General features: G+C 59.3%; 13 protein-coding genes and 1 tRNA gene. 5 read left to right on the forward strand and 9 right to left on the reverse strand.

Annotated features, from left to right (window positions below):
* Positions 1–973: 973 nt before the first annotated feature.
* The 5 genes from ACYVM5_RS00770 to ACYVM5_RS00790 all read right to left on the reverse strand — a co-directional run bounded on the left by ACYVM5_RS00770 (position 974) and on the right by ACYVM5_RS00790 (position 5,928).
* Complete coding sequence (locus ACYVM5_RS00770; RefSeq protein ID WP_460616275.1) at positions 974–2,242, reverse strand: adenylosuccinate synthase; 1,269 nt, start codon at positions 2,240–2,242, stop codon at positions 974–976.
* Positions 2,243–2,349: 107 nt separating this feature from the next.
* Complete coding sequence (locus ACYVM5_RS00775; protein WP_460616276.1) at positions 2,350–2,700, reverse strand: STAS domain-containing protein; 351 nt, start codon at positions 2,698–2,700, stop codon at positions 2,350–2,352.
* On the reverse strand, positions 2,697–3,167 hold the full coding sequence (locus ACYVM5_RS00780; RefSeq protein ID WP_198077036.1) for a Fur family transcriptional regulator: 471 nt from the start codon (positions 3,165–3,167) through the stop codon (positions 2,697–2,699). The genes ACYVM5_RS00775 and ACYVM5_RS00780 overlap by 4 nt, the downstream gene beginning before the upstream one ends.
* A 228-nt stretch (positions 3,168–3,395) precedes the next feature.
* The gene (locus tag ACYVM5_RS00785) at positions 3,396–3,689 is read right to left on the reverse strand and encodes a CHY zinc finger protein (RefSeq protein ID WP_460616277.1); all 294 of its coding nucleotides are present in this window, start codon (positions 3,687–3,689) and stop codon (positions 3,396–3,398) included.
* 40 nt (positions 3,690–3,729) lie between these two features.
* Positions 3,730–5,928: a RelA/SpoT family protein gene (locus ACYVM5_RS00790; protein WP_460616278.1), complete on the reverse strand. Its 2,199-nt coding sequence runs from the start codon at positions 5,926–5,928 to the stop codon at positions 3,730–3,732.
* 140 nt (positions 5,929–6,068) lie between these two features.
* On the opposite strand from ACYVM5_RS00790, the gene ACYVM5_RS00795 reads away from it, so the two are divergent.
* The 3 genes from ACYVM5_RS00795 (at position 6,069) to ACYVM5_RS00805 (ending at position 8,419) form a co-directional block, all read left to right on the forward strand.
* Positions 6,069–6,150: transfer RNA gene (locus ACYVM5_RS00795), tRNA-Leu, on the forward strand.
* An 88-nt stretch (positions 6,151–6,238) separates the two neighbouring features.
* Positions 6,239–7,561 (forward strand): trigger factor, encoded by a 1,323-nt coding sequence (gene tig / locus ACYVM5_RS00800; RefSeq protein ID WP_460616279.1) that lies wholly within the window; start codon positions 6,239–6,241, stop codon positions 7,559–7,561.
* Positions 7,562–7,702: 141 nt separating this feature from the next.
* Entirely contained in the window at positions 7,703–8,419 is a 717-nt protein-coding gene (locus ACYVM5_RS00805; RefSeq protein ID WP_277881541.1) for a ClpP family protease, read from the forward strand.
* Positions 8,420–8,870: 451 nt separating this feature from the next.
* On the opposite strand, the gene ACYVM5_RS00810 is transcribed toward ACYVM5_RS00805, so the two are convergent.
* Together ACYVM5_RS00810 and ACYVM5_RS00815 are read right to left on the reverse strand one after the other, a co-directional pair.
* Positions 8,871–9,545, reverse strand: a complete 675-nt coding sequence (locus ACYVM5_RS00810; RefSeq protein WP_460616280.1) for a GNAT family N-acetyltransferase — start codon at positions 9,543–9,545, stop codon at positions 8,871–8,873.
* A 350-nt stretch (positions 9,546–9,895) separates the two neighbouring features.
* Positions 9,896–14,095 carry an ATP-binding protein gene (locus ACYVM5_RS00815; protein WP_460616281.1) on the reverse strand — a complete coding sequence of 1,400 codons (4,200 nt, stop codon included), beginning with the start codon at positions 14,093–14,095 and terminating at the stop codon, positions 9,896–9,898.
* A 403-nt stretch (positions 14,096–14,498) separates the two neighbouring features.
* Here ACYVM5_RS00815 and clpX point away from each other — a divergent pair, with 403 nt between their 5' ends.
* The gene (gene clpX, locus ACYVM5_RS00820; protein WP_198068029.1) at positions 14,499–15,722 is read left to right on the forward strand and encodes an ATP-dependent Clp protease ATP-binding subunit ClpX; all 1,224 of its coding nucleotides are present in this window, start codon (positions 14,499–14,501) and stop codon (positions 15,720–15,722) included.
* 140 nt (positions 15,723–15,862) lie between these two features.
* Complete coding sequence (locus ACYVM5_RS00825) at positions 15,863–16,207, forward strand: hypothetical protein (RefSeq protein WP_460616282.1); 345 nt, start codon at positions 15,863–15,865, stop codon at positions 16,205–16,207.
* A gap of 172 nt (positions 16,208–16,379) precedes the next feature.
* On the opposite strand, the gene ACYVM5_RS00830 is transcribed toward ACYVM5_RS00825, so the two are convergent.
* Together ACYVM5_RS00830 and lpxB are read right to left on the reverse strand one after the other, a co-directional pair.
* Positions 16,380–20,627, reverse strand: coding sequence for an IPT/TIG domain-containing protein (locus tag ACYVM5_RS00830; RefSeq protein WP_460616283.1), 4,248 nt, complete (start codon positions 20,625–20,627; stop codon positions 16,380–16,382).
* A 209-nt stretch (positions 20,628–20,836) separates the two neighbouring features.
* Positions 20,837–21,949, reverse strand: a complete 1,113-nt coding sequence (lpxB, locus tag ACYVM5_RS00835) for a lipid-A-disaccharide synthase (protein ID WP_460616284.1) — start codon at positions 21,947–21,949, stop codon at positions 20,837–20,839.
* Between the last annotated feature and the right edge of the window lie 100 nt (positions 21,950–22,049).

Below are 22,049 nucleotides of genomic sequence, written 5' to 3' on the forward strand. Positions count from 1 at the left end.
TAGGCCTGCCGCTAGCGTTCATCCTGAGCCAAGATCAAACTCTCCATTGTAAAATTCTTCTACACCCATCCGAAGATGAGCTGATGTCGAGTGCTGACCTTGCTCACATATTGACATTATGGTCAAATTCGTTTCGCTTGGTTTGTTTCACTGTGTTTCTTCCGAAGAAGAAGCAGCAAGTAAAACACTTACTATTTTGTCTATTTCCGTCATTCAAAGAACGTGTGATACTTCCATTTGAAGTATCAGTGTGGGTTGTTTTTCAACCCGTTGTCGTTACAATTGCAGCGCTTTGTTCGTTTTGGGAGTGCAAAGGTAGCAATTTTTTCTGACTTTCAAAGTTTGAAGCGAAAAAATTTTAAATATTTTTCGCTCTGCTTTTCAAGTTTAGGCGCTTCCAGTTGAAGCGGGTTGCAAAGGTACGGCGACTTTTTTTGCTTTGCAAGGGATTCGAGAAATAAATTTCGAAGCTTGCGAGCGTGGCGAGGGATAGACAAGCTATTCCGGGCGGGAGTTCCGTGGCCTTTCAAATTGATTTGAAAACCTGCGTTTCCAGTTGCCCTGTGGTCCGTTTGACGTTTTGGGACTGCAAAGGTAGGAGGACTTTTGGGGGCGGCAAGGGGTCTTGTACGAAATAGATGAGAATGGGGTTGTAAGTAGCTGATTGATGGGTTGAAAAAATTCGTATTCGCCACTGAGAATGGCTAGCTGGTGGGTGGCAATGCGGAATATGAGGTGAGATGGACCATCCTGAATTGGGGTTTTAGCGGATTTCAAAAAGGGCTGAATATGGCTTGGGCTGTGTTTTGGGGTAGGTTGATTCCCTGATGAGGATTGATACTGAATGTAGGGTGGTGGTGCATTTACATGCAGAAAGCGCCGTGAAAAGGTTTTGCCAGAGTGGCAGTCCCTTATTCACAGCGCTTGTGGGGAGGAGTTGGGTGTATTGTTTACTTACCCTACAGTAGATAGACTAGCGGTGGAGGGTGCTGATGCGGTCAGGGCCGACGCTGACGATGCTAATGGGAACTTGCAGCTCTTTTTCGAGGAATTCGAGGTAGGCGACGAGGTTGGGAGGGAGTTGGGCGGCGTCGGTAAGGGTGGTGAGGTCGGAATTCCAGCCGGGGAGGGTGACGTATTCGGGGGTGACGGTGGTGAGCTCGCCGGGGTCGGGGAGTTGGGGGGTGCTGGTGCCGGTGGCGGTGTGGTAGTGGGTGCAGGCCTGGATTTCGGTGAAGCCGTCGAGGACGTCGGCTTTCATGAGGTGGAGCTCGGTGACGCCGTTGAGCATGATGGCGTAGCGGAGGGCGGGCAAGTCTATCCAGCCGGTGCGGCGGGGGCGGCCGGTGGTGGAGCCAAACTCGCGGCCAGCCTGGCGGATTTGCTCACCGACTTCGTCGTGGAGCTCGGTGGGGAATGGGCCGCTGCCGACGCGGGTGCAGTAGGCTTTGGTGATGCCGTACACCTTATCAATATGACGGGGGGCGATGCCGAGGCCGGTACAGGCGCCGGCGGCGATGGTGCTGGACGAGGTGACGTAGGGATAGGAACCGAAGTCGATATCTAATAAGGAGCCCTGGGCGCCTTCGGCGAGGATGCGCTTGCCTTGGGTGAGGAGGTCGTTGAGGAGGTATTCGGTGTCGATGAGCTGGAGAGTGCGCAGGAATTCGACGGCGGAGAAGAAGTCGGCTTCGAGGGCTTCAATTTCGAGCTCCTTATTATGATGGGCGGCGATGGCGGCGTGCTGGGCTACGGCTTCCTGGTAACGCTGTTGGAAATCGGGCAGGAGAATATGACTGACGCGGAGGCCGACGCGGCCGATTTTATCAGAATAGGTGGGTCCGATGCCTTTAAGGGTGCTGCCGATTTTGGTGTTGCCACGGGCTTCTTCGCTGATGCGGTCGAGGGCGCGGTGCGATGGAAGGATGAGTTGGGCTTTCTTGGAGATGTAGAGGTTTTTGGACCAGTCTACTCCCCTATCGGTGAGCTTTTGGAGCTCCTGGCGGAAGACAACGGGGTCGAGGACGACGCCGTTGCCGACGACATTGGTGATGTGTGGGTGGAAAATGCCGCTGGGAACCTGGTGCAGGACGTGCTTTACACCGTCGAAGAAAAGGGTGTGGCCGGCATTGGGGCCGCCCTGGAAGCGGGCTACAGCATCGTAGGTCGGTGCGAGGACGTCTACGATTTTGCCTTTGCCTTCATCGCCCCACTGGAGGCCTACTAATACGTCTACTGGCATGTGCTTGTGTGAAAACCTCACCCCTGGCCCCTATTCAAAAGAGAAATAGCCGAGCGGTGAATAATTAAAAATTGATTTGTTATCGGCTAGGACAAAAAAATGGCCGCCTAAATGGCGGCCGGGGTAAGCTGTTGGCGGGCGGTGGCTTCGTCGGGCGAAACGGTGAAGATGTTATTCAGCTTCGTGATGGCCAGCATCTTCTTGGGATGGTCGGCGGGGTTGATGAGGACCATTTCGCCGCCGCGGCTGCGGAATTTGGTGAGGAGTGAAACGAGGACGCCGATGCCGGTGCTGTTGATGTAGCGGATTTCGGAGAGGTCAACGGCGCACTGGTTGAGTTCTTCGCCGAGGTGCTGGTTGACGGATTGGAGGAGTTGGTCGGTATCGGGGCTGCCGATGAGGTCGCCGTTGAGGCGGACGAAGAGGATGCCGTTGTCGACGGTGCTGGTGGTGGTCATGCGTGGGGGTTTCGGGCGGCGGCCTGAGCGCGACAGTCGCCGCAGATGCCGTAAAGATTCAAAGAATGGTGCAAGATATGGAAGTTCAGCAGGTCGCCGACCATGGTTTGAATGCCGTGAATGCGGGGGTCGCAGAATTCCACCACTTTATGGCATTCGGTGCAGATGACGTGGTCGTGCTGGCGGTAGCCGTAGCTCTTCTCGTACTGAGCGAGGTTGCGGCCGAACTGGTGTTTGCTGACGAGGCCTTGCTCAACCAGGAGGTCGAGGGTATTATAGACGGTGGCGCGGCTTACTTGCAGGCCGCGCTCCTTCATGCCGGCGTAGAGTTCTTCGACGTCGAAGTGACCGGAGCGAGCGTAGATTTCTTCGAGAATGGCGTAACGCTCGCCGGTTTTGCGCAGGCCCTTATTTTCGAGGTGGGCGGTGAAGAGCTTGCGAACTTCGTCCAGCTTATCAGTATTCAGCGTGGCCTCGGAGGCCGGGCTGGGCGTGTGTTTGGCGGCGTAGCCGGTTTCGGATGAGCCGCCCGTACCCTGGCCGGCCGCATCGGCGGGGGCAATTGGGATAGAAACGTCGGGTGATTTACTCACTGTATATATAAGGTGTAAGTCGGCTGGACAAAGGTAGGGCCGTTCTGGCGGGTCACCTCACCCTTTGCCATTCTTCCTGAGGTGAGAGCAGAGCGTGTTAGGCTACTGCTCAAAATATAGATGGTAGTGATTGGCGCAACCGGGATTGAAAGCGGCTTGGCAATTCGGGCAGGTGCTGTCACAACTTAAGTAGCTGGCGATGCTTAAAGTTTGGTGGCAGTTGCCGCAGTAAATGGCCTGGGCTTGAAATTCGGTTTTGGACCAGACTTGGGCGGGATGGTCGGCGGCTTCATTGTGGCACTGGATGCAGGCGTAAAATTCGCCGCAGCATTTGTGTTGGATGGCGATGATGTCGCGCTCGGAATGATAGTGGGCGCACTGGGTGCGCTCGTTCACGCGGGTACCGTGGATGGTGATGGGTTGGGGGGCTTTCACTCTACGAATCGAACCGCTCAACCTGCAGTACGCCATCTACTTTTTTGAGGCGCTGGATGAGCTTGTTGAGGTGGTCGGTATCGTTGACAAAGACCATAATCTGGCCTTCGAAGAATCCATCGTCGGCGGTGAGCGAGATAGAACGCATGTTCACCTTGAGGCTGGTGCTGATGATGCGCGTGACGTCGTTGACGAGGCCCACGCGGTCGGAACCTTTGAGGCGGACGCCGGCGAGGAAGGCCAATTCGAGCTGGTCGGTCCACTTGGCGCGCACAATGCGGTTGCCGTAGTTCGACATGAGGTCGACGGCGCGGGGGCAGCTGGTGCGGTGGATGATGAGGCCCTGGTCGGTTTCGAAGCCGAACACGTCGTCGCCGGGAATGGGATTGCAGCAGCGGGCAATGCTGTAGTTGAACTTGTCGGTGTGCTCGCCGACTACGAGCATATCGGGACGCACGCCACGAATTTTCTGCACCTCGTTCTCGAAGGTTTTGGGCTCCAGGACAGCCGGCAGCGGCTTTTCGGAGGTGAAAAGCGACTCGCGGATGGCGCGGCCGTCAATCTGTCCCACAGCCAGGCGGTAGTAGAATTCCTGGGCGCTGGGCGCGTTGAAGTAGGCCAGCAGGCGGTTGAAATTGTCCTGCGTGAAAGGCACTCCAATAAGCTCTAGGCGTTTTTCGAGCAGGAAACGGCCGTCTTCGGCTTTGGCACGCTTGTCGTCGCGCAGAAAATCCTTGATTTTGGAGCGGGCCTTGGTCGTGATGACGTAGTTGAGCCACTCCGGCGTGGGGCGCTGCTTGTGCGAAGTCAGGATTTCGACTTGGTCGCCGTTGTGCAACTGGTAGCTGAGGGGCTCCAGCTTCTGGTTCACCTTGGCCCCAAGGCAGTGGATGCCGATTTGGGAGTGAATGTCGAAGGCAAAGTCCAGCGCCGTGGCTTTGTCGGGCAGAATCACCAGCTTACCCTTGGGCGTAAAGGCGTAAACTTCCTTCACGAACAGGTTCTGGCGGAATTCGTCCATAAATTCCAAAGCACTGGAATTGTTGGATTCCAGCATTTCTCGCACCTTGTTCACCCAACCTTCGAGCGAGCTTTCGGGCTGAATGCTGCCGGTGTCCTTGTATTTCCAGTGCGCGGCGTAGCCTTTCTCAGCAATGTCGTCCATGCGGCGCGAGCGGATTTGCACCTCCACCCACTGGCCGGCGCGCGACATGACGGTGGTATGCAGGCTTTCGTAGCCGTTGGCCTTCGGTGTGCTCACCCAGTCGCGCAAGCGGTCGGGGTTGGGCTGGTAGAAGTCCGTGACAATGGAGTACACCTGCCAGCAGGCGGCTTTTTCCTGCTCCGGCGGCACATCCAGAATTACGCGAATGGCAAACAAATCATACACCTCATCGAAGGTGATGTTCTGCTTCTTAATCTTCTTGAGGATGGAATAGATGCTCTTAGGGCGGCCTTTGATTTCATATTCAAATCCCTGCGACTTCAACTCGTCGTCAATCGGCTGCACGAATTCTTTGATAAAGCGGTTGCGTGCCGCCTGACTCTGGCGCACCTTGGCTTTCAGCTCATTATACGTCTCGGTGTCGGTGAATTTGAGGTACAAATCCTCCAGCTCACTCTTTATAGTATAGAGGCCGAGGCGATGAGCCAGCGGTGCGTACAGATACAGTGTCTCCGAGGCAATTTTCAGCTGCTTGTGGCGCGGCATCGAATCCAGCGTCCGCATATTGTGCAGGCGGTCAGCTATTTTAATGAGGATGACGCGCACGTCTTCGCTCAACGTGAGTAGCATCTTGCGGAAGTTCTCGGCCTGTTCGCTGGTGCCGTACTCAAATACGCCCGAAATCTTCGTCAGCCCATCAATAATGCGGGCTACTTTGGTGCCGAACTCGCGCTCGATGTCGGAAATCTCGGTGGGCGTGTCCTCCACTACGTCGTGCAGCAACGCGGCCACGATACTAGTCGTCCCCAGTCCGATTTCCTCCACCGCAATCTGTGCTACCGCCAACGGATGCAGAATATAGGGCTCGCCCGACTTACGGCGCATCTCCTTATGCGCCTCTAGGCTCTGATTAAAAGCCTTTTTGATAAGCTTGGTATCGCCATCTTTTAGGTACGGCTTGGCGGTGCGCAGCAGGCGGCGGTAGTGGCGCAGGATTTCCTGGCGCTCGGCTTCGGGAGAGATTACGGGAGGCATAATGGGTAAAGTAACAACGCTGGGGCGGAAAAGGTGGCCCCGCCAAGCCCTTCGACACGAGTTATACATAGACTTTGCACACAATGGTTTTCCCGAGTACCTTTGCGGGCCCGTAGCAAACGGCTGTGGCGCCCCATATTGCGGATATGGCGAAATTGGTAGACGTGCCAGACTTAGGATCTGGTGCCGCAAGGCGTGTGGGTTCGAGTCCCTCTATCCGCACTTTTATTTGATGCAGGCCTTCAGTCGTATAGGCTGGAGGCTTTTTTTTCAACCTTTCAATCTGGCCGGCAGCAGCTGGCTCCCTGTTTTGAACATTACTCTCGACAAGAACGACGAGCAGCTGACCGGGCTGCTGACCGTGAACCTGACCGAAGCCGACTACGCGCCCACCGTCGACAAGCAAATCAAAGAGTACAGCAAGCGCGCCCAGGTGAAGGGCTTCCGCCCCGGTATGGTGCCTGTGGGCATGGTGCGCAAAATGTACGGCAAAGGCATTCTGGGCGAGGAAATCAACAAAATGCTGGGCAAAGCGGTGGACTCCTACATCAAGGAGAACAACATCAAGCTGCTGGGTGAGCCCCTGCCCGTGCCGAGCAACGTCGATTTCGACACCGACAAAGACTTCGCTTTCCAGTTTGAGCTGGGCTTGCTGCCTGATTTCTCGCTGCCCGCCGACTTGGCCGTGGAGCGCCACCAAGTGAGCCTCGACGACGAGACGCTGGCCCAGACCAACGAGCAAATTGCCCGTCAGTACGGCGAGACGACCAACCCCGACGAGTCGGAAGCGGGCGACTACCTCTTCGGCAAGCTGAAGAAGGCTGGTGAAGAAGGCGAAGGCCGCACCATCCTGCTGCCCATCGCCAAGGTGACCGGCGACCAAGCCCAGTTCATCGGCAAGAAGGCTGGTGATGTGGTGACGTTTGACTTGCAGGCTGCTTTCAAGAACGACGCGGCTTCGATTTCGAACTTCACCGGCCTGAGCAAGAAAGAAGCTGAGGAAGCTACCGGCGACTACGAGCTGAGCGTGGAGAAAGTGAACCGCACGGCGGCCCCGGAAATGAACCAGGAGCTGTTCGACAAAGTGTTCGGCCCCGAGGCAGTGGCTTCGCAGGAAGAGTTCGATGCCAAAGTGCGCGAAACCATCCAGCAGAACTACGACCGCGAGAGCGAAGGCGCGATGAACAACAGCATCGTGGAGCAGTTGGTGAACAAAACCGACATCAAAGTACCCACGGAGTTCTTCAAGAAGTGGCTGGTGCGTGCCAACGAAGGCAAACTGACGCCCGAGAAGGTGGAAGAGCACTACTCCGACTACGAGAAGGAGCTGAAGTGGAGCATGATTCGCAACAAGGTGGTGGAAGAAGCCGGCCTGAAGGTGAGCAACGACGAGATTGTGGACCGCACGCTCGACAAAATCATGGGCCAGTTCAACATGCCGAACATGCCCGACGAGATGCGCGAGTCGATGCGCAGCTACGCCAACGAATACCTCAAGCAGGAGAACGGCAAGAACTACGTGAACGAGTACGAGGCCATTCTGGCAGAGAAAGTGCTGGAAAACCTGCGCGGCAAAGTTGTTGTTACGGACAAGCCCGTAACGGCCGAAGAATTCCGGACCCTGCACAGCTAACCCCTGCGCAACCCGATTTTTGGAAAAGCCCTTACGGAAACGTAGGGGCTTTTTTGTTGGGTTTCCAGCAACATTCGCTTTCTTCGTCCGTCTTACTAACCTCACCCGTGCGAGCGCAGGCCCGCACCCCATTTTTCTCCAATGAATCCATTACTGAATAGACAAGAATTCCGCAAGTTTGCCGTGAAAGGCCAGGGACTGAGCGGCCTGGGCGTTGACCAGTACCTGAACCACATGGAAGGTCAGGTGCGCAACGGCATGATGCTGCCCACCAACATGACCCGCTCGGTGATTGAAGAACGTCCGCAGAACTTCCGTGAAATCGACGTATTCTCGCGCCTCATCATGGACCGCATCGTGTTTCTGGGCACGGCCGTGGACGACTACATCGCCAACATCCTGACGGCCCAAATGCTGTTCCTGGAGTCGGCCGATGCCAAGAAGGACATTCTGCTGTACATTAACTCGCCCGGTGGCTCGGTGTATGCCGGCCTCGGTATATACGACACGATGCAATACGTGAACCCCGACGTGGCCACGATTTGCACGGGTCTGGCGGCTTCGATGGGCGCGGTGCTCCTCGCGGGCGGTGCTGCTAACAAACGCTCGGCCCTCCCCCACGCTCGGGTGATGATTCACCAGCCTTCGGGTGGTGCGCAGGGTCAGTCGTCGGATATCGAAATCACGGCGCGCGAAATCCTGAAGCTGAAGAAGGAGCTGTATGACATTCTGGCGCAGCACACCGGCAAAACCTACCAGGAAATTCACGACAACTCGGACCGCGACTACTGGATGCGTGCCGATGAAGCCAAAGAGTACGGCCTGATTGACGAGGTACTGGAGAAGAAGAAGGCTTAATCACGGATTCAGTCGGATTTCTTCGGATTTCACGGATTTTGTAGCCGACAAAAAAGCCCCTGCTGAATCAGCAGGGGCTTTTTTTGTCGGCAGATTTTTAGGCGCTGATAACAGCAAGCCGGAGCCGGACGGGAGCCGCATAATGGCCAGCCGGGCGCGATGGCTGGAGCGGGGTAGCGGTGAAAACCCACCCCGTACCCCAGGCCGGCGTGACGGTGGAAGCTAGAAATACTAATTGCAGATGTTGGGCTTGTGATTCCATGAGTGAGAGAAAAAAGCGTGACTTGCGCCATAAGTTTTTTTACTTGGTTGGCCTTAGCCTTGCGAAACCCTGCGGGCACCGCAGCACAAAGACAAGTCACTTAGTGTCAGATAAAACAGGACGTAAAAGTTTGTTCTCAATGGAAAGGGCAGTGCAACGTGTAGTAGTGGGGAAGCAAATACGACCAGTTTAGGCATGGCCTTCGCGCATGAGGCCCCAGTTGACGGGCGCTTCGGCGTCGTGGCCGGCAGAGCATTGGCCCGTGGTCTGGAAACCCAGCCGCTGAAAAAAAAGCAGGACTTCGGACCGTTGGGCATCGAGGTAGCACGGCGCGTGCGTGGCCTGCATGGCGGCCAGCGTAGCCTGCATCAGGCGGCGGCCCAAGCCATGGCCCCGGGCGGCGGGGCGTACGGCCAGCGCCAGCAGGTAGTAGTGGCTGGTGGCGGTGAGGCTCTGGCGGCGCAGCCACGCCGAGGCCACCAGAAAGTGCCGCAGCCGCTGAAACCCGGCCCAGTCGAGCCGCCACAGGGCAGCGGGCAACAAGCCCATGCGCAGCAACCGCCGCAGCGTAACAGCCGGATGGCTGGGCCCGAGCCACACGGCAATGGCGCTGGCATCGGCATTGGTATACACGCGGCCGTAGCGCAGGCCGAAGCGTAGCAACTGTTCCAGCAACCATATTTTCTGGCTTTTGGCATCGGGACCGGTGCAGCAGTATTTCAGTACGGGATGGTCGGCGCAGGCGGCTTCGAGCAAGGCCGTGGCCCACACCATATCGGCAGGCTCGAGGCGGCGGGCGGGCAGGGTCATTGCGGGGTGCATTGGCGCAGCGGCAATGAACGGGCGTGGTGAGGAGACGGGCATGAGTTTTTCCGGGATAGTCTCAAGAATAATTGCCGCTTACATTTCCCTTGATTGAGGGCAGAATGCGATGGTAAGTCCGGCCCGGCTATACGGATGTAGGCAAGCGCACCAAGAAGTGAGTAGCATTTTTTCATGGGGAAGTATTAATCACCAACCAGGCGGTGGCTGGTACGGTCAAAGCACGTTCTTCCCTCATCAGATGCGTTGCGCCGATGTTGCAAATGCGTTGGCTAACGTTGCAACACGTGCATAAACGTTGCAGAAAACGCCTATTTCATAAAACAGGCTTCGAATTATGCTACCCCGACCGCCCACGCAGTTGACAAGCCTATTATTTACAAGCCGATAATCTATTGAATTTTTCCAATAGAAATTCCCGCTTTGGCAACCTCGTCCCCTACTCCTACCCCCTGCCGAGCTACCGCGCTGGGGGGCAAGCCAAACTGCCGCGAGAAGGCAGTGGAAAAGGCAGCCGGACTACCAAACCCCACCTGGTACGCCACTTCGGCTACCGTGCCTACCTGCGCCTGCAGGAGCGCCAGCGCCCGGTTTAGTCGCGTGGTGCGGAGGCTCTCGCCCGGCGACTGCCCGGTGAGGGCCTTGAGCTTGCGGTGAATCTGGGTGCGGCTCAGTCCGATATCGGCCCCGAGCTCGTCGACCCCAAAAGATTCATCGGCCAGGTGGCGCAGCATCGATTCGCTCACTCGTCGCAAGAAATCCTGGTCGAGGGAAAGCTGGCCGGCAGCGGCGGCGGCATGCGCCGCCGCTTGCTCGGGCTCTAGGCTGGCCAGCGGAGCGGCAATGGGTGTCGCCGGAGCCACGGGGGTAAAATGCGCCTGCACCTGCCGGCGCAGCGCCAGCAGGTTGCGCACCTGCGCCCGCAGCTCGCGCGGGTTAAACGGCTTGGCCAGGAAACTATCGGCACCGGTTTCGAGGCCTTCGAGCTTGGCATCGGGGCCGGATTTGGCGGTGAGCAGCACCACCGGAATGTGGCTGGTGGCTACGTCGGCCTTCAGTTGGGCGCATACCTGGTAGCCGTCCAGGCCGGGCATCATCACGTCGCTCACCACGAGGTCGGGCACTTCGGCTCGAGCCAGGGCCAGGCCGGCATCGCCGGTGGCAGCCAGCAAGAGGCGGTAGCCAGCCGGAGCCAGCGTCACGCGGATAAATTCGCGCACTTCGTCATTATCTTCGATAACAAGCACAAGGTCGGGCTCAAAAGCACCCTGAGCTGGCGTATCAAATACCTGGCTATTAGAAACATGCTGTGGTAACACCTCTGTATAAGCGGGGCTGTGCGTGGTTGTGCCGGCAATTGAATACGGCGCCTCATGGGCCGCTGCGGTGGGCAGGCCGTGCGGCAATTGCACAGTGAAAGTGGAGCCAGCGCCCGGCTGGCTAGCAACGGCTACGGTGCCACCGTGCAGCACGGTGAGCTCGCGCACCAGCGCCAAACCAATGCCAGTACCAGTAGGCCGGGCCTCGCTGCCGGGGCTGCGAGCCTGAAAGAAACGGTTGAACAGGTAGGGTAGGTCTTCGGCGGCGATGCCCGGGCCGGTATCCTGCACGGCAATGCTGACACCACCGTTGGGGGCGGCAGCCGTGGCCGGCATCTCGGTTACCGCCACGGTTACGCGGCCATTGGCCGGGGTGAAGTGCAAGGCATTAGCCACCAGATTGGTGAGAATTTCGTCCAGCTTGCCCGCGTCGAAAACCAATGGCACCGGCTGCGCGGGCACCTGGCATTCCAGAACAATCTGCCGTCTGTCGGCCAGCACAGCAAAGGACGAAACTAGCTGGCGCACGGCCACCGCGACATCGCCCGGAGCCAGCGCCAGATGCAAGGCTCCAGCCTCGAGTTTGCTTAAATCGAGCAGCTGATTGATGAGGGTGAGCAGCTTGCGGGCATTGCGCAGCACTAGGCCGCCCTGGCGGCGCACGGCGGGGTCGGCCGGGTCGGTGGCCAGCACTTCGGCCGGTCCCAGAATGAGGGTGAGCGGGGTGCGAAACTCGTGGCTGACATTGGTAAAGAAGTCGGTTTTCACACGGTCCAGCTCCTGGAGGTGTTGCAGGGCCTGGCGCTCCAGCTGGCGGTCGGCCCGTTCCCGTTCCCGGTCGCGGGTGTAGGCGCGCACCCCGTACATTATGCAGGCAAAGCCGATGGCATACAGCAGGTAGGCCCACCAGGTACGCCACCACGGCGGCTGCACACTGAAGGCAAACACGGCTGGCTGCGGGCTCCACAAGCCGTCTTCGTTGGCGGCCCGCACCTCAAACTGGTAATCGCCGGGCGGCAGGTTGGTATAGGTAGCCGAGCGCGCCGCCGATGGGCCATTCCACCGCTGCTCGAAACCTGCCAGGCGGTACTGGTAGCGCACACGGCCGGGCGTGGTGAGGCTGGTGGCGCCGTAGTCGAAGGTGAGGTAATTGAGGCGGTGTGGCAGGCGGGCGTTGGGCAGCAGCACCGTGTCGTGCATGAACAAGCGGAGGCCGGTGAGCTGAGGACGCGGCGGCACGCGGTTGGGATGCGCCCCGGCGGGTGTGTAGCGCATCACGCCGGCCACGGTGCCGGCCCATAGCACACCGTTGGGCTCGGCCAACACGGCATTGATGCCGGTTTCCTGGCCAATGAAGCCTTCTTCGTGGCCAAAAAAATCCTGGCGACCGGTAGCGGGCGTGTAGCGCAGCAAGCCCCGGGTGGTGCCCAGCCAAACGGCTCCGCTGGCGTCGCATTGCACAAAGTAGGGGTTGTTGACGTGAGCGCCGGGAATATCCTGCAAAGCCACCCGGCGCAGCCCGGCGACAGGGTGCGCGGGGTCGTAGCAAAACATGCCTTCGCCAAAACTACTGAGCCACAACTGCCCGCGGCCGTCTTCGCTCATCGAAAAAATACTGAGGGGCTCGGCCCCGGCCGGCCGGGGGGCTACTGCGCGAAACCGCAGGCCGGGCAGCGCGCCCGGACGGGCCGGGCCGGTTTCCTGCGCTTCGAGCAAGCCGGAATTTTCGGTGCCCAACCAGATGGTGCCGGTGTGGCTGCGCAGCAGCTTCATTACGCGCCGCGCCCCGGCCAGGGTGGGGCCCACGTATTGCTGGTGCTGCGCGGTGGCGGGGTCATATACTATCAGGCCCTGGGTTTCGGTGGCCAGCCAGATGCGGCCGTGCCGGTCTTCGGTCAGGCTGGCTACCGTAGCGTCGCTCAGCTCCGGGATTTGGGCATTCAGCGAAACCCAGCGGGCCTGCCGGGGCTTCCAGATAGCGGTGCCGCCCTTGGTAGCACCGGCCCACACGTCGCCGTTGGCCCGCTCCAGCACGGCCCGGATGATGTTGTACGTATCGGGCTCGCGCTGGGGCAACACCTGGCAGCGAGTGGCCGGAAACGGCCCGGGATGCAGCAGCGCCAGGCCGTTGTTGGTTCCCACCCAATAGTCGCCGCTGGTCCCCCTGGCGCGGGCCAGGGCGTACACTTTGGCACCGGGCAACCCATCGGTGGTGCCGAACAAAGCAAAACGGGCATCGGGCGGGTACTGGGTCAGGCCGTTGGCGGAGGTGGCCCAGAGGTTGCCTTCGCGGTCGCGCAGCAGGTCGCCCCGGCGGTAGCTGTGGCTCACCAGGCCGGTGCCCGGCAGGCAGCGGGCTACCGGGGCCGTGGCCCGCTCCAGATAACTGAGGCCTTGGCCCGTGAGCGCCCACACCCGGCCGGCCGGGCCAGGCTCGGCCACGATTCGTAGTACTTTATCAGAACACAAACCCTGAGCGATGGTGTATTGGCGCACTCCACCGCCAGCGGCGGGAGTGTCGAGCACAAACAGACCGGCGCGCTCGGTGCCCACCCACAGGCGGCCGTCGGGCGCGGCATTCAGTCCCAGTACCGGCCCGGTGGTGAGGGCTGCCGCCAGCGGCCCAGGCAGCGCCCGAGGCTGGCCGGTGGCTTCGTCTACCAGCAGCAGCCCCTGGTCGGTAGCAACCCAAAGGGCCCCGGCCGGCCCCAGGGCAAGGGCATTGATGGCCGGCGGCTGCCCGCCCGGGCCAACGGGTAGTGGCACTCGCTGCACCAGTGGTACCGCGGGCCAAGTGCCTTGATTCTGCCCTTTGGGCCAGTACAGGCAGTACAAATCGCCGCCCCCGGTGCCCACCCACACCCGCTGCCGGGCGGCGGTGTTGCGAACCAGAATGGCGCGCACATCGGTAGGATAACCCACAACGCGGGGCGTTACGCGCTGCACACGCTCGGAGGTGGGGTTGAAATAGCAAAGGGAGCCGTCGCGCATGCCCATCCACAGGCCAGACGCCGGGCCAGGGTCGGCGGCCAGGGCCGTTACCCGCGTGTTGGGCATGCCCGATTGGGTAGTGAGCGAATGGAAAGCGTGGCCATCGTACCAGGCCGCCCCAACCTCCGATACCAGCCACAGCCGGCCCAGGCCATCCTGCGCCAAGGCGCTCACGCTGGTTTCGGGCAGGCCCTCGGCCAAGCTGAAGCTGCGCGAAGGCAGGGTCTGGCCCACGGCGGCTAAGCTGAGCAGTACGGCCAGGCAATTCAGCGCGGACCTCACCAGCCACCGAAAACGAGTGTACTCAAACCCCATATTAGCACCTTTTAATTCAGGAATCCAAATATGGTAGATTGCCAAATATATAGACGAATTTTGGAATTGGCTAACGGTAGTCAGTACCCATAAGCAAATGCGCGGCTGGCCTATCCGAAGCAACCATTAGCCTGCTCATTGAGTCGTTTAATCCTCGTACCAAAGCTCGTTCGGTAGTTGCCTGCCCGCTCCAAAGGCAGTAGCGTCTACTGTCTAATGTGCCCGATTCCGGGGATTGATGCGCGGCTGCGCAGCGGGCTCATGCGGAGGCGATGGCACCATTTTTCTACCCGCCGACGTTGGGCATGTCGTATCTTTGAGCCCGCTTGTTCTAAAACTTGCTCCTCCACCCTACTCTATTCCTCCCTCCGTGGCCGAAATATCCTGTTCCTTTTGCAATAAGAGCAAGCGCGAAGTCGCCGTCATGATTTCGGGCATCAATGCCCACATTTGCGAAAAATGCGTGGGCCAGGCCCAGCACATCCTCGATGAAGAGGCCAAAGCCCAGGACGCCAGCAAGCAGCCCAAGTTTAACCTCATCAAGCCCAAAGCCATTAAGGAGCACCTCGACCAGTACGTGGTGGGCCAGGACGAAGCCAAGCGCGTGATGGCCGTGGCCGTGTACAACCACTACAAGCGCCTGATGCAGAAGCCTCAGGACGACGAGGTGCAGATTGAGAAGTCGAACATCATCATGGTGGGCGAAACCGGCACTGGTAAGACTTTCCTGGCCCGCATGCTGGCCAAAATCCTGCAGGTGCCCTTTTGCATTGCCGATGCCACGGTGCTGACGGAGGCCGGCTACGTGGGCGAAGACGTGGAGAGCATCCTCACCCGCCTGCTGCAAGCGGCTGATTATAACCTCGAAGCCGCCGAGCGCGGCATCGTGTACATCGACGAAATCGACAAAATTGCCCGCAAGAGCGACAACCCTAGCATCACGCGCGACGTGAGTGGCGAAGGGGTGCAGCAAGCGCTGCTGAAGCTGCTGGAGGGCACCAACATCAACGTGCCGCCGCAGGGCGGCCGCAAGCACCCCGAGCAAAAGATGATTTCGGTGAATACCGAGAACATCCTCTTTATCTGCGGCGGCGCGTTCTCGGGCCTCGACCGCATCATCAAGAGCCGCCTGAACACCAAGCCAATGGGCTTTGCCAAGACGAACCTCGACGAGCAGGTGGATACGAAAAACTTCCTGCGCTACGTGTCGGCCCAGGACATCAAGAGCTTCGGCCTGATTCCGGAGCTGATTGGCCGCTTGCCAGTGCTCACCCACCTCAACCCGCTGGACCGCACCACGCTGCGCATGATTCTGACCGAGCCCAAGAACTCGCTCGTGCGCCAGTACAAGCGCCTGTTCGGCATGGAAAACATCGAGCTCAGCTTCACGGATGATGCGCTGGAATACATCGTGGAGAAGGCCGACGAGTACCGCCTCGGCGCGCGCGGCCTGCGCTCCATCTGCGAGAGCATCATGACTGATGCCATGTTCGAGATGCCTTCGGAGGAAGGCTCCGACGCGCTGCAAATCAACCTGAGCTACTGCCGCAGCAAGTTCGAGAAATCGCCGCTGCGGCATATGCGGGCAGCGTAGTTTTTTGGTACTGGATATTCAGTACTGAGTAGTCAGAATCTGACAATGGGAAGTTCGGTTTGGGCCGGGCTTCCCATTTTTGTTATTTCACTTGATACGCCAGCAGCATGGGTTTCTTCTCGTTTCTATTTAGCCGGCCCATGTTCATCGGCGACGCTATTTTTGGCCGACTTCAGCGGGAAAATCTGGACAAACGCACAGGCATTGCGTGGTTTGTCACCGAAGAACTGATTTTCGAGCCAACTGGCAACTTCATTGGATGCTACATCGATGCCACGGAAGCAGGCCTGACTCCGGAACAACAGTCTTTTTATCGGCACATTGAGCAGTGCTACGCAGAGTTGATTCCGCATCTTATTCCCATTATAGAAGCCGAGTTTCAGAATTGGCGACCAGATTTTCACATTAATGACTTTGCCACTGAGTTCTGTCTTACAAGCATTTCCATTCCAATAATAGATAAACAGTCACAACCTATTATGTGAGATTAGACCTTCGAAACCGTTCATGATGCCAACCACATGCTGACGTTCTACATGAGCGGAGATGATGCACTGCCCGGCATGCACTTGGATGATTTCCAATCGTGCATAAAAAAGGCCCGCCAATTGGCGGGCCTTTTTTATGCACGATTGGAAATCATCCAATCAAATTCAATTACTCCACCACCACGCGCTGGATGCTGGGGGCACTGCCTTCCGTTTGCACGGTGAGCAGGTAGGTGCCGGTAGCCAGGCCGTTGGTGGGCAGTTCAGTAGTGCTGCCGCTGAAGGTACGGGTAGCTACTAGCTGGCCCAGCACGTTGCGCAGGGTGATGCTGGCCTTAGCAGCCGGAGCCGTGAGGGCTACGTGCAGCGTGGCTTTGCCCGCTACCGGGTTGGGCCACACGCTGAACTCGCTCTGGTTAGCCCGGGCGGTGGCCAGGCCGGTGGTCACGGTGTACACGTTGGTGGTGGTGTTGGGGCCGCCAGCCGTCGTCACCACTACGTTGCCGGTGGTGGCACCGGCAGGCACGAAGAAGGTGATAGTGGTGCCATTCACAACAGTGAAGTTTGTAATGGCTACACCGTTCAGGGTGAGCGAAGTAGCACCCGTCAGGTTGGTGCCGGTGATGGTCACGTAAGTACCAACAGCCCCGGTGGAAGGCGTCATGCTGGCGATGGTGGGCGCCGGCGGCACTACCGTGAACAGTACGCCGTTGCTGGCACCGCCGGCAGTCGTCACGATGACGTTGCCGGTGGTGGCGGTGGCGGGCACTACAGCCGTCATGCTGGTGGCGCTGGTCACGTTGAACGAGGTAGCTGCTACGCCATTGAAAGTAACGCTGGTGGCACCGCCAAAACCAGTACCGGTGAGGGTAACCGTGGTACCGGTGGGGCCGCTGGGCGGCGCAATCCGGCTGATGGTGGGCACGGGCGTGGTTACCGTGAACAGCAGGCCGTTGCTGGCAATGCCATTGCCGGCGTACACCACTACGTTGCCGGTGGTAGCGCCATTGGGCACGGTCACGGCAATGGTCTGGGCATCAATTACCGCAACAGAAGCCGTGGCCACACCATTGAAAGTCACGCGCGTAGCACCAGTGAAGTTGGTACCGGTCAGTATCACCCCCGAGGCGATGGGGCCGGCGTTAGGCGTCAGACTGATGAGCGTGGGCGTGGGCGGCGGCGTGGCGCAGGTGGTGCTAAGCACAAAGTTGCCCGCTGCAATGGCGCCGCTGCCGCGGTAGCCGCTCACAAACACGTAATAGGTGGTGCCGAAGGCCGAGCTAAACGTAACCGTTGAGGCCAGCGAATTGGCGGAGCAGGTAGTAGCATCATCATTGGCACCCACGCAGGTGAACGCACCGCAAGTGCCCGAGTACACGAACAGCTTGGTGTCGAAGTTGGTAGCAGCATTGCAGGTCGATACCGTGATGTTGGCACCCGTGCCTACAATGCTGTAGAACACACCCGCACCATCCACGCTGATGGCCGTGCAGCTGCCCGTGGGGTCACCGGTAGCAGTAGAGCCAACGGTGGTGCCGGTGACCGACTGACCACAGGTCAGGGCAATGGCGCTGGAGCAGGCATCGTTCACCGGCGGCACCGTGAATGCCGTGGTAGAAGTGCCCGTGCCGCCCGGCCCGGTCACCGCAATAAAGCCGTTGGTAACCCCGGCCGGCACCGTCACCGTAATCTGGGTGCTCGAGTTCACCGTGAAAGTGGGAGCCACAGTGCCGTTGAAGGTCACCTGCGTAGCACCGGTAAAGTTGCTGCCGGTGATAACCACTACGGTGCCTACCACGCCGTTGGTCGGCGTGAAGGACGTGATAATCGGGGCTGGAATCACAACGAAGTTGGAGGTCGAGACGCCGGTGCCAACAGGCGTAGTAACGGCAATGGGACCGGTAGATGCACCAGCCGGCACGGTGGCCGTAATCTGGGTGCTCGAAACCACCGTGAACGTAGTTGCAGCAGTGGTATTAAACTTCACCTGCGAAGCCAGCGTGAAGTCGGTGCCGGTGATGGTGACCACCGTGCCCACCGGGCCGGTTGTGGGGGTGAAGCTAGTGATAACGGGCGGTGCGCCCACCACAAACGGCGTAGCCGAAGTAGCCGTACCGGTTGGGGCCGTAACCGTGATGGGGCCAGTGGTGGTACCAGCGGCTACGGTAGCCGTGAGCTGCGTAGCCGAAACCACCGTGAAGCTGGCGGCCGCCGTGCCGTTGAAGGCCACGGCCGTAGCGCCCGTGAAGTTCGAGCCCAGCACCGTTACCACCGTGCCAGCCAGGCCGCCGGTGGGCGTGAAGCTGGTGATGGTGGGGCCGGGAGCCGGCGTAGTGATGGTGAAGTTGGTGTTCGAGATGTCGAAGAAGTAGTTATCGGCAGCTTCTACCATGATGCGCGCCTGGGTCTGGTTGGCCGACAGGGTTGGGGCGATTACTACGGCCGAACCATTGTTAGGCACGGCGGTGGCCAAGGTGGTCGGGTAGGTCAGGCCGCCATCGAGGCTGAGAAGAATGTTGACCGTGGCGCAGCTAACGGGGGCATTGGTGGTGCCGGCCACGTCCCAGGTCACGGTTTGGGCCGCGCCGCCCGTCCAGGTTACGGCCGTGTTGGGGGCCTGCACCACAAAGGGACCGGAGGCGCTGCTCACGTTCAGGTTCACCAGCGAGCTGTAGTTCACGCCGCCGATAATGCCGGCGGGGCCGCTGTGCTCGTCGCGAGCCGTGCAGCGGAACGACAACGTGCGCGTTACGGTGGGCAGGCGCTCGCCGATGACAGTAGTATTGTTCACCAGGTCGGTCAGACGCGGGAAATAGCGGGTGCCGCTGGTCAGAGGCACGAAGGAGCGGAACAAGGGCACGTTCTGGCCGGCCACTTGAGCATCGTTAGGGGCTTGCTGAGCGCCGAGGTCCAGCTCTTCCCACATGTAGGTCAGGGCATCGTTTTCGGCATCGGTTGCCGTGGCCGTCAGTTTGAAAGGCGTACCTACGGGCAAGGTTTTGCCGCCGGCCGGAGCCGTTACCACAGGGGCCGTGTTGCCGGTAGCCGTGGCCGTGCTGCACGTAGTGCCATCGATGAACGCCCGCATTTCCTGGTAGTTACCGGTGTGGAAAGTCGGGTCCGAGTGTGGCTGCAAGTCATTGCTTGCCAAGCAGATACCCGCATAGGCCATGATGGTGGTGCCCGAACCGGGCTCCCAGGCCGTGCTGGCATTGCGGTTGCCGCCGGCGCAGCTGCCCGCATTCCCATTAAAGGGGTGATTGCCGGCAAACTGGTGGCCCATTTCGTGGGCTACGTAGTCGATGTCGAAGGCATCGCCCACGGGACTGGGCGAGCCCGTTACACCCTGGGCTTTGCGCGTGCCGCACACCACGCCCAGGCCGGCAATGCCGCCACCGCCGGTGCTCACAACGTGGCCAATGTCGTAGTTGGCAGTGCCGATAATGGCATTAATGTTCGACTGGTTCTGCGTCAGCATAGCAGCACCGTCGTTGTTGGTATAGGTCGTAGGCGGCTGCGGGCCGGTACCGCTCAGGAATACCAACTGGCTGTTGTTAGCAACCAGCACCATGCGCACGGCCAGCTCTTTTTCGTACACGCCCACCACGCGGTTCACGGTGGCTACTTCGCCGGCGATTACGCCGGCGGTAGTATTACCCTTCGTGAGGGCGTATTCTGGCGTGTTGGCCAGCGCCAGACGGTAGGTGCGCAGCTGCGGGCCGGTAGAAAGGGCCGTGGCGCTGCTGCCTGCAGCGGCCGTCGCCAAGCGAGTAGCGGCAGCCTGCTTATCAGCAGGAGTCAATTGAAAATCACAGCTGGGGATAGGACCGGCGGCAGCCGCCGCCCGGTTCATGTCCGTCTTGTAGAAGGCCAGGTAGTGCCGGGTATCGGCCCGGGTGACGGGGTCGATGTAGAAGCTTTTGCCCGCGCCAGTCAGCACCTGGGCGTGAAAGCCCTGAGGCGACAAATCGAGGCGTACCGAAGCCGAAGCATCATCCAGGCCCACGCCGGCGTAGGTCTTGATGGCCGGAAACTGGGCGGCCAGCGCAGGCTCCATAATGGGGGCTTCGCGCAACGCGAAGCGGCCGGTGCTGCCGTTGGGCAACGGCAGCGCCAGCACCAGCGGCGCAGCATCGGGCCGGGTTTCGAGCGGGGCCGTGGCCAGAGCCGCCCGCAGGCCGTTCACGTCCAGCGTGAGGGGTTGCGAGTGGAACAGTGCCGCCGAAAGTGGCGAAGCTGCCGCCGCGCTACGGGCTTCGGCATCAGTCTGAAAAAATTGGGGAGTAGCCTGTTGGGCCTTGGCCCCAAAGGTCAGGCCCAAGGCTAGCAGTAGGGTGCCTACCCGGCCACGGCTGCTACCAGCAGCAACGGTTGCGAGCCGTTGGGTGTTCGGCCAGCGAAAGTAAGGTTGTGTCATTAAAAGAGGGGTTGGTATAGATGGAGTAAATCTAAGGAATAACGCGTATTTCTCCGGCCGTTTAGTCGGCTAATCAGCTGATTTAGTCGACAATTCTATCCCTAACTGACGACATCCAATCTCAGTGCAGCTTCCAACGCCCCGTAAACACAAAAAAAGCCCCTGAAAATACCAGGAGCTTTTTCACAATAATTTGGCAATCCATAAGGTTACTTGTCCCGCAGGTAGCTCACCATCAGCTCGGCGGTTTTTTTAGCGGCCTGGTGCTGGCCTAGCTTTTCGCGTAACTCGGCGTAGCCAGCTTTCATGCGGCCCAGGTAGGCGGGGTCGGTGAGCAGGGTGCGCAGCTCGTCGAGCAAGTTGCGGGCCGTGAAATCACCCTGAATCAGCTCTTTCACCACCTCGCGGCCGGCAATCAGGTTTACCAACGAAATGTAGGGCACCTTGATGACCATCTTGCCGATGGCGTAGCTCAGCGAGCTGGTGCGGTAGCACACAATCTGGGGCACGTCGAAGAGGGCGGTTTCGAGCGTAGCCGTGCCACTGGTAACGAGGGCCGCCGTGGCGTGGCTAAGCAGGTCAAACGTCTGGTCGAAGACGAAGCGGATACCGTTGCGGTGGAAGTGCTTGTAATAGTTAGGGTCGAGGTTGGTAACGCCGGCCACCACAAACTGATATTCCTGAAACCCTGGCAAAATAGCAACCATCTCGTGCAGCATTTCCTCGATTTCCTGCTTGCGCGAGCCCGGCAGCACGGCAATAATGGGCTTATTAGGCTCGAGGCGGTTGCGCTCGTAGAAATCGGTGGTGGGCTGAAACTCGGCCACAGCATCGGCCGTGGGATTGCCGGTGTAGTCGACGGGATAGTTGAATTTCTGATAGAATTCCGTCTCGAAGGGCAGAATGACGTACATCTTATCGACGTAAGCCTTCACCTTTTCGACGCGCCCCTGGTTCCAGGCCCATATTTTGGGAGAGATGTAGTAGAACACCTTAATGCCCTGCTCTTTGGCAAATTTTGCCATCCGCATGTTGAAGCCGGCGTAGTCCACCAGAATCAGCACATCGGGCTTATAAGCCAAAATATCGGCCTGGCACTGCTTCAGGTAGCCTCGGAATTTGAGGATGCTGGTGGCCGCTTCCAGAAAGCCCATGATGGCCAGGTCCTGGTAGTGGCGCACCAGCTCGCCGCCTTCGGCCTGCATCATGTCGCCGCCCCAGTAGCGGAACTGCGCATCAGCATCCTGTCCGCGCAGCTCGCGCATGAGGTTGGCAGCGTGGAAATCGCCCGACCGTTCGCCGGCTATTAGGTAGTATTTCAAGGTATTATGTCATCCTGAGCGCAGCGAAGGACCTTATCACGTCCGGGCCGCATTAAGAAAGTAACTCTGGCGAAAGCAGCCGTGATAAGATGCTTCCTTC

Source organism: Hymenobacter ruber, from assembly GCF_054783255.1.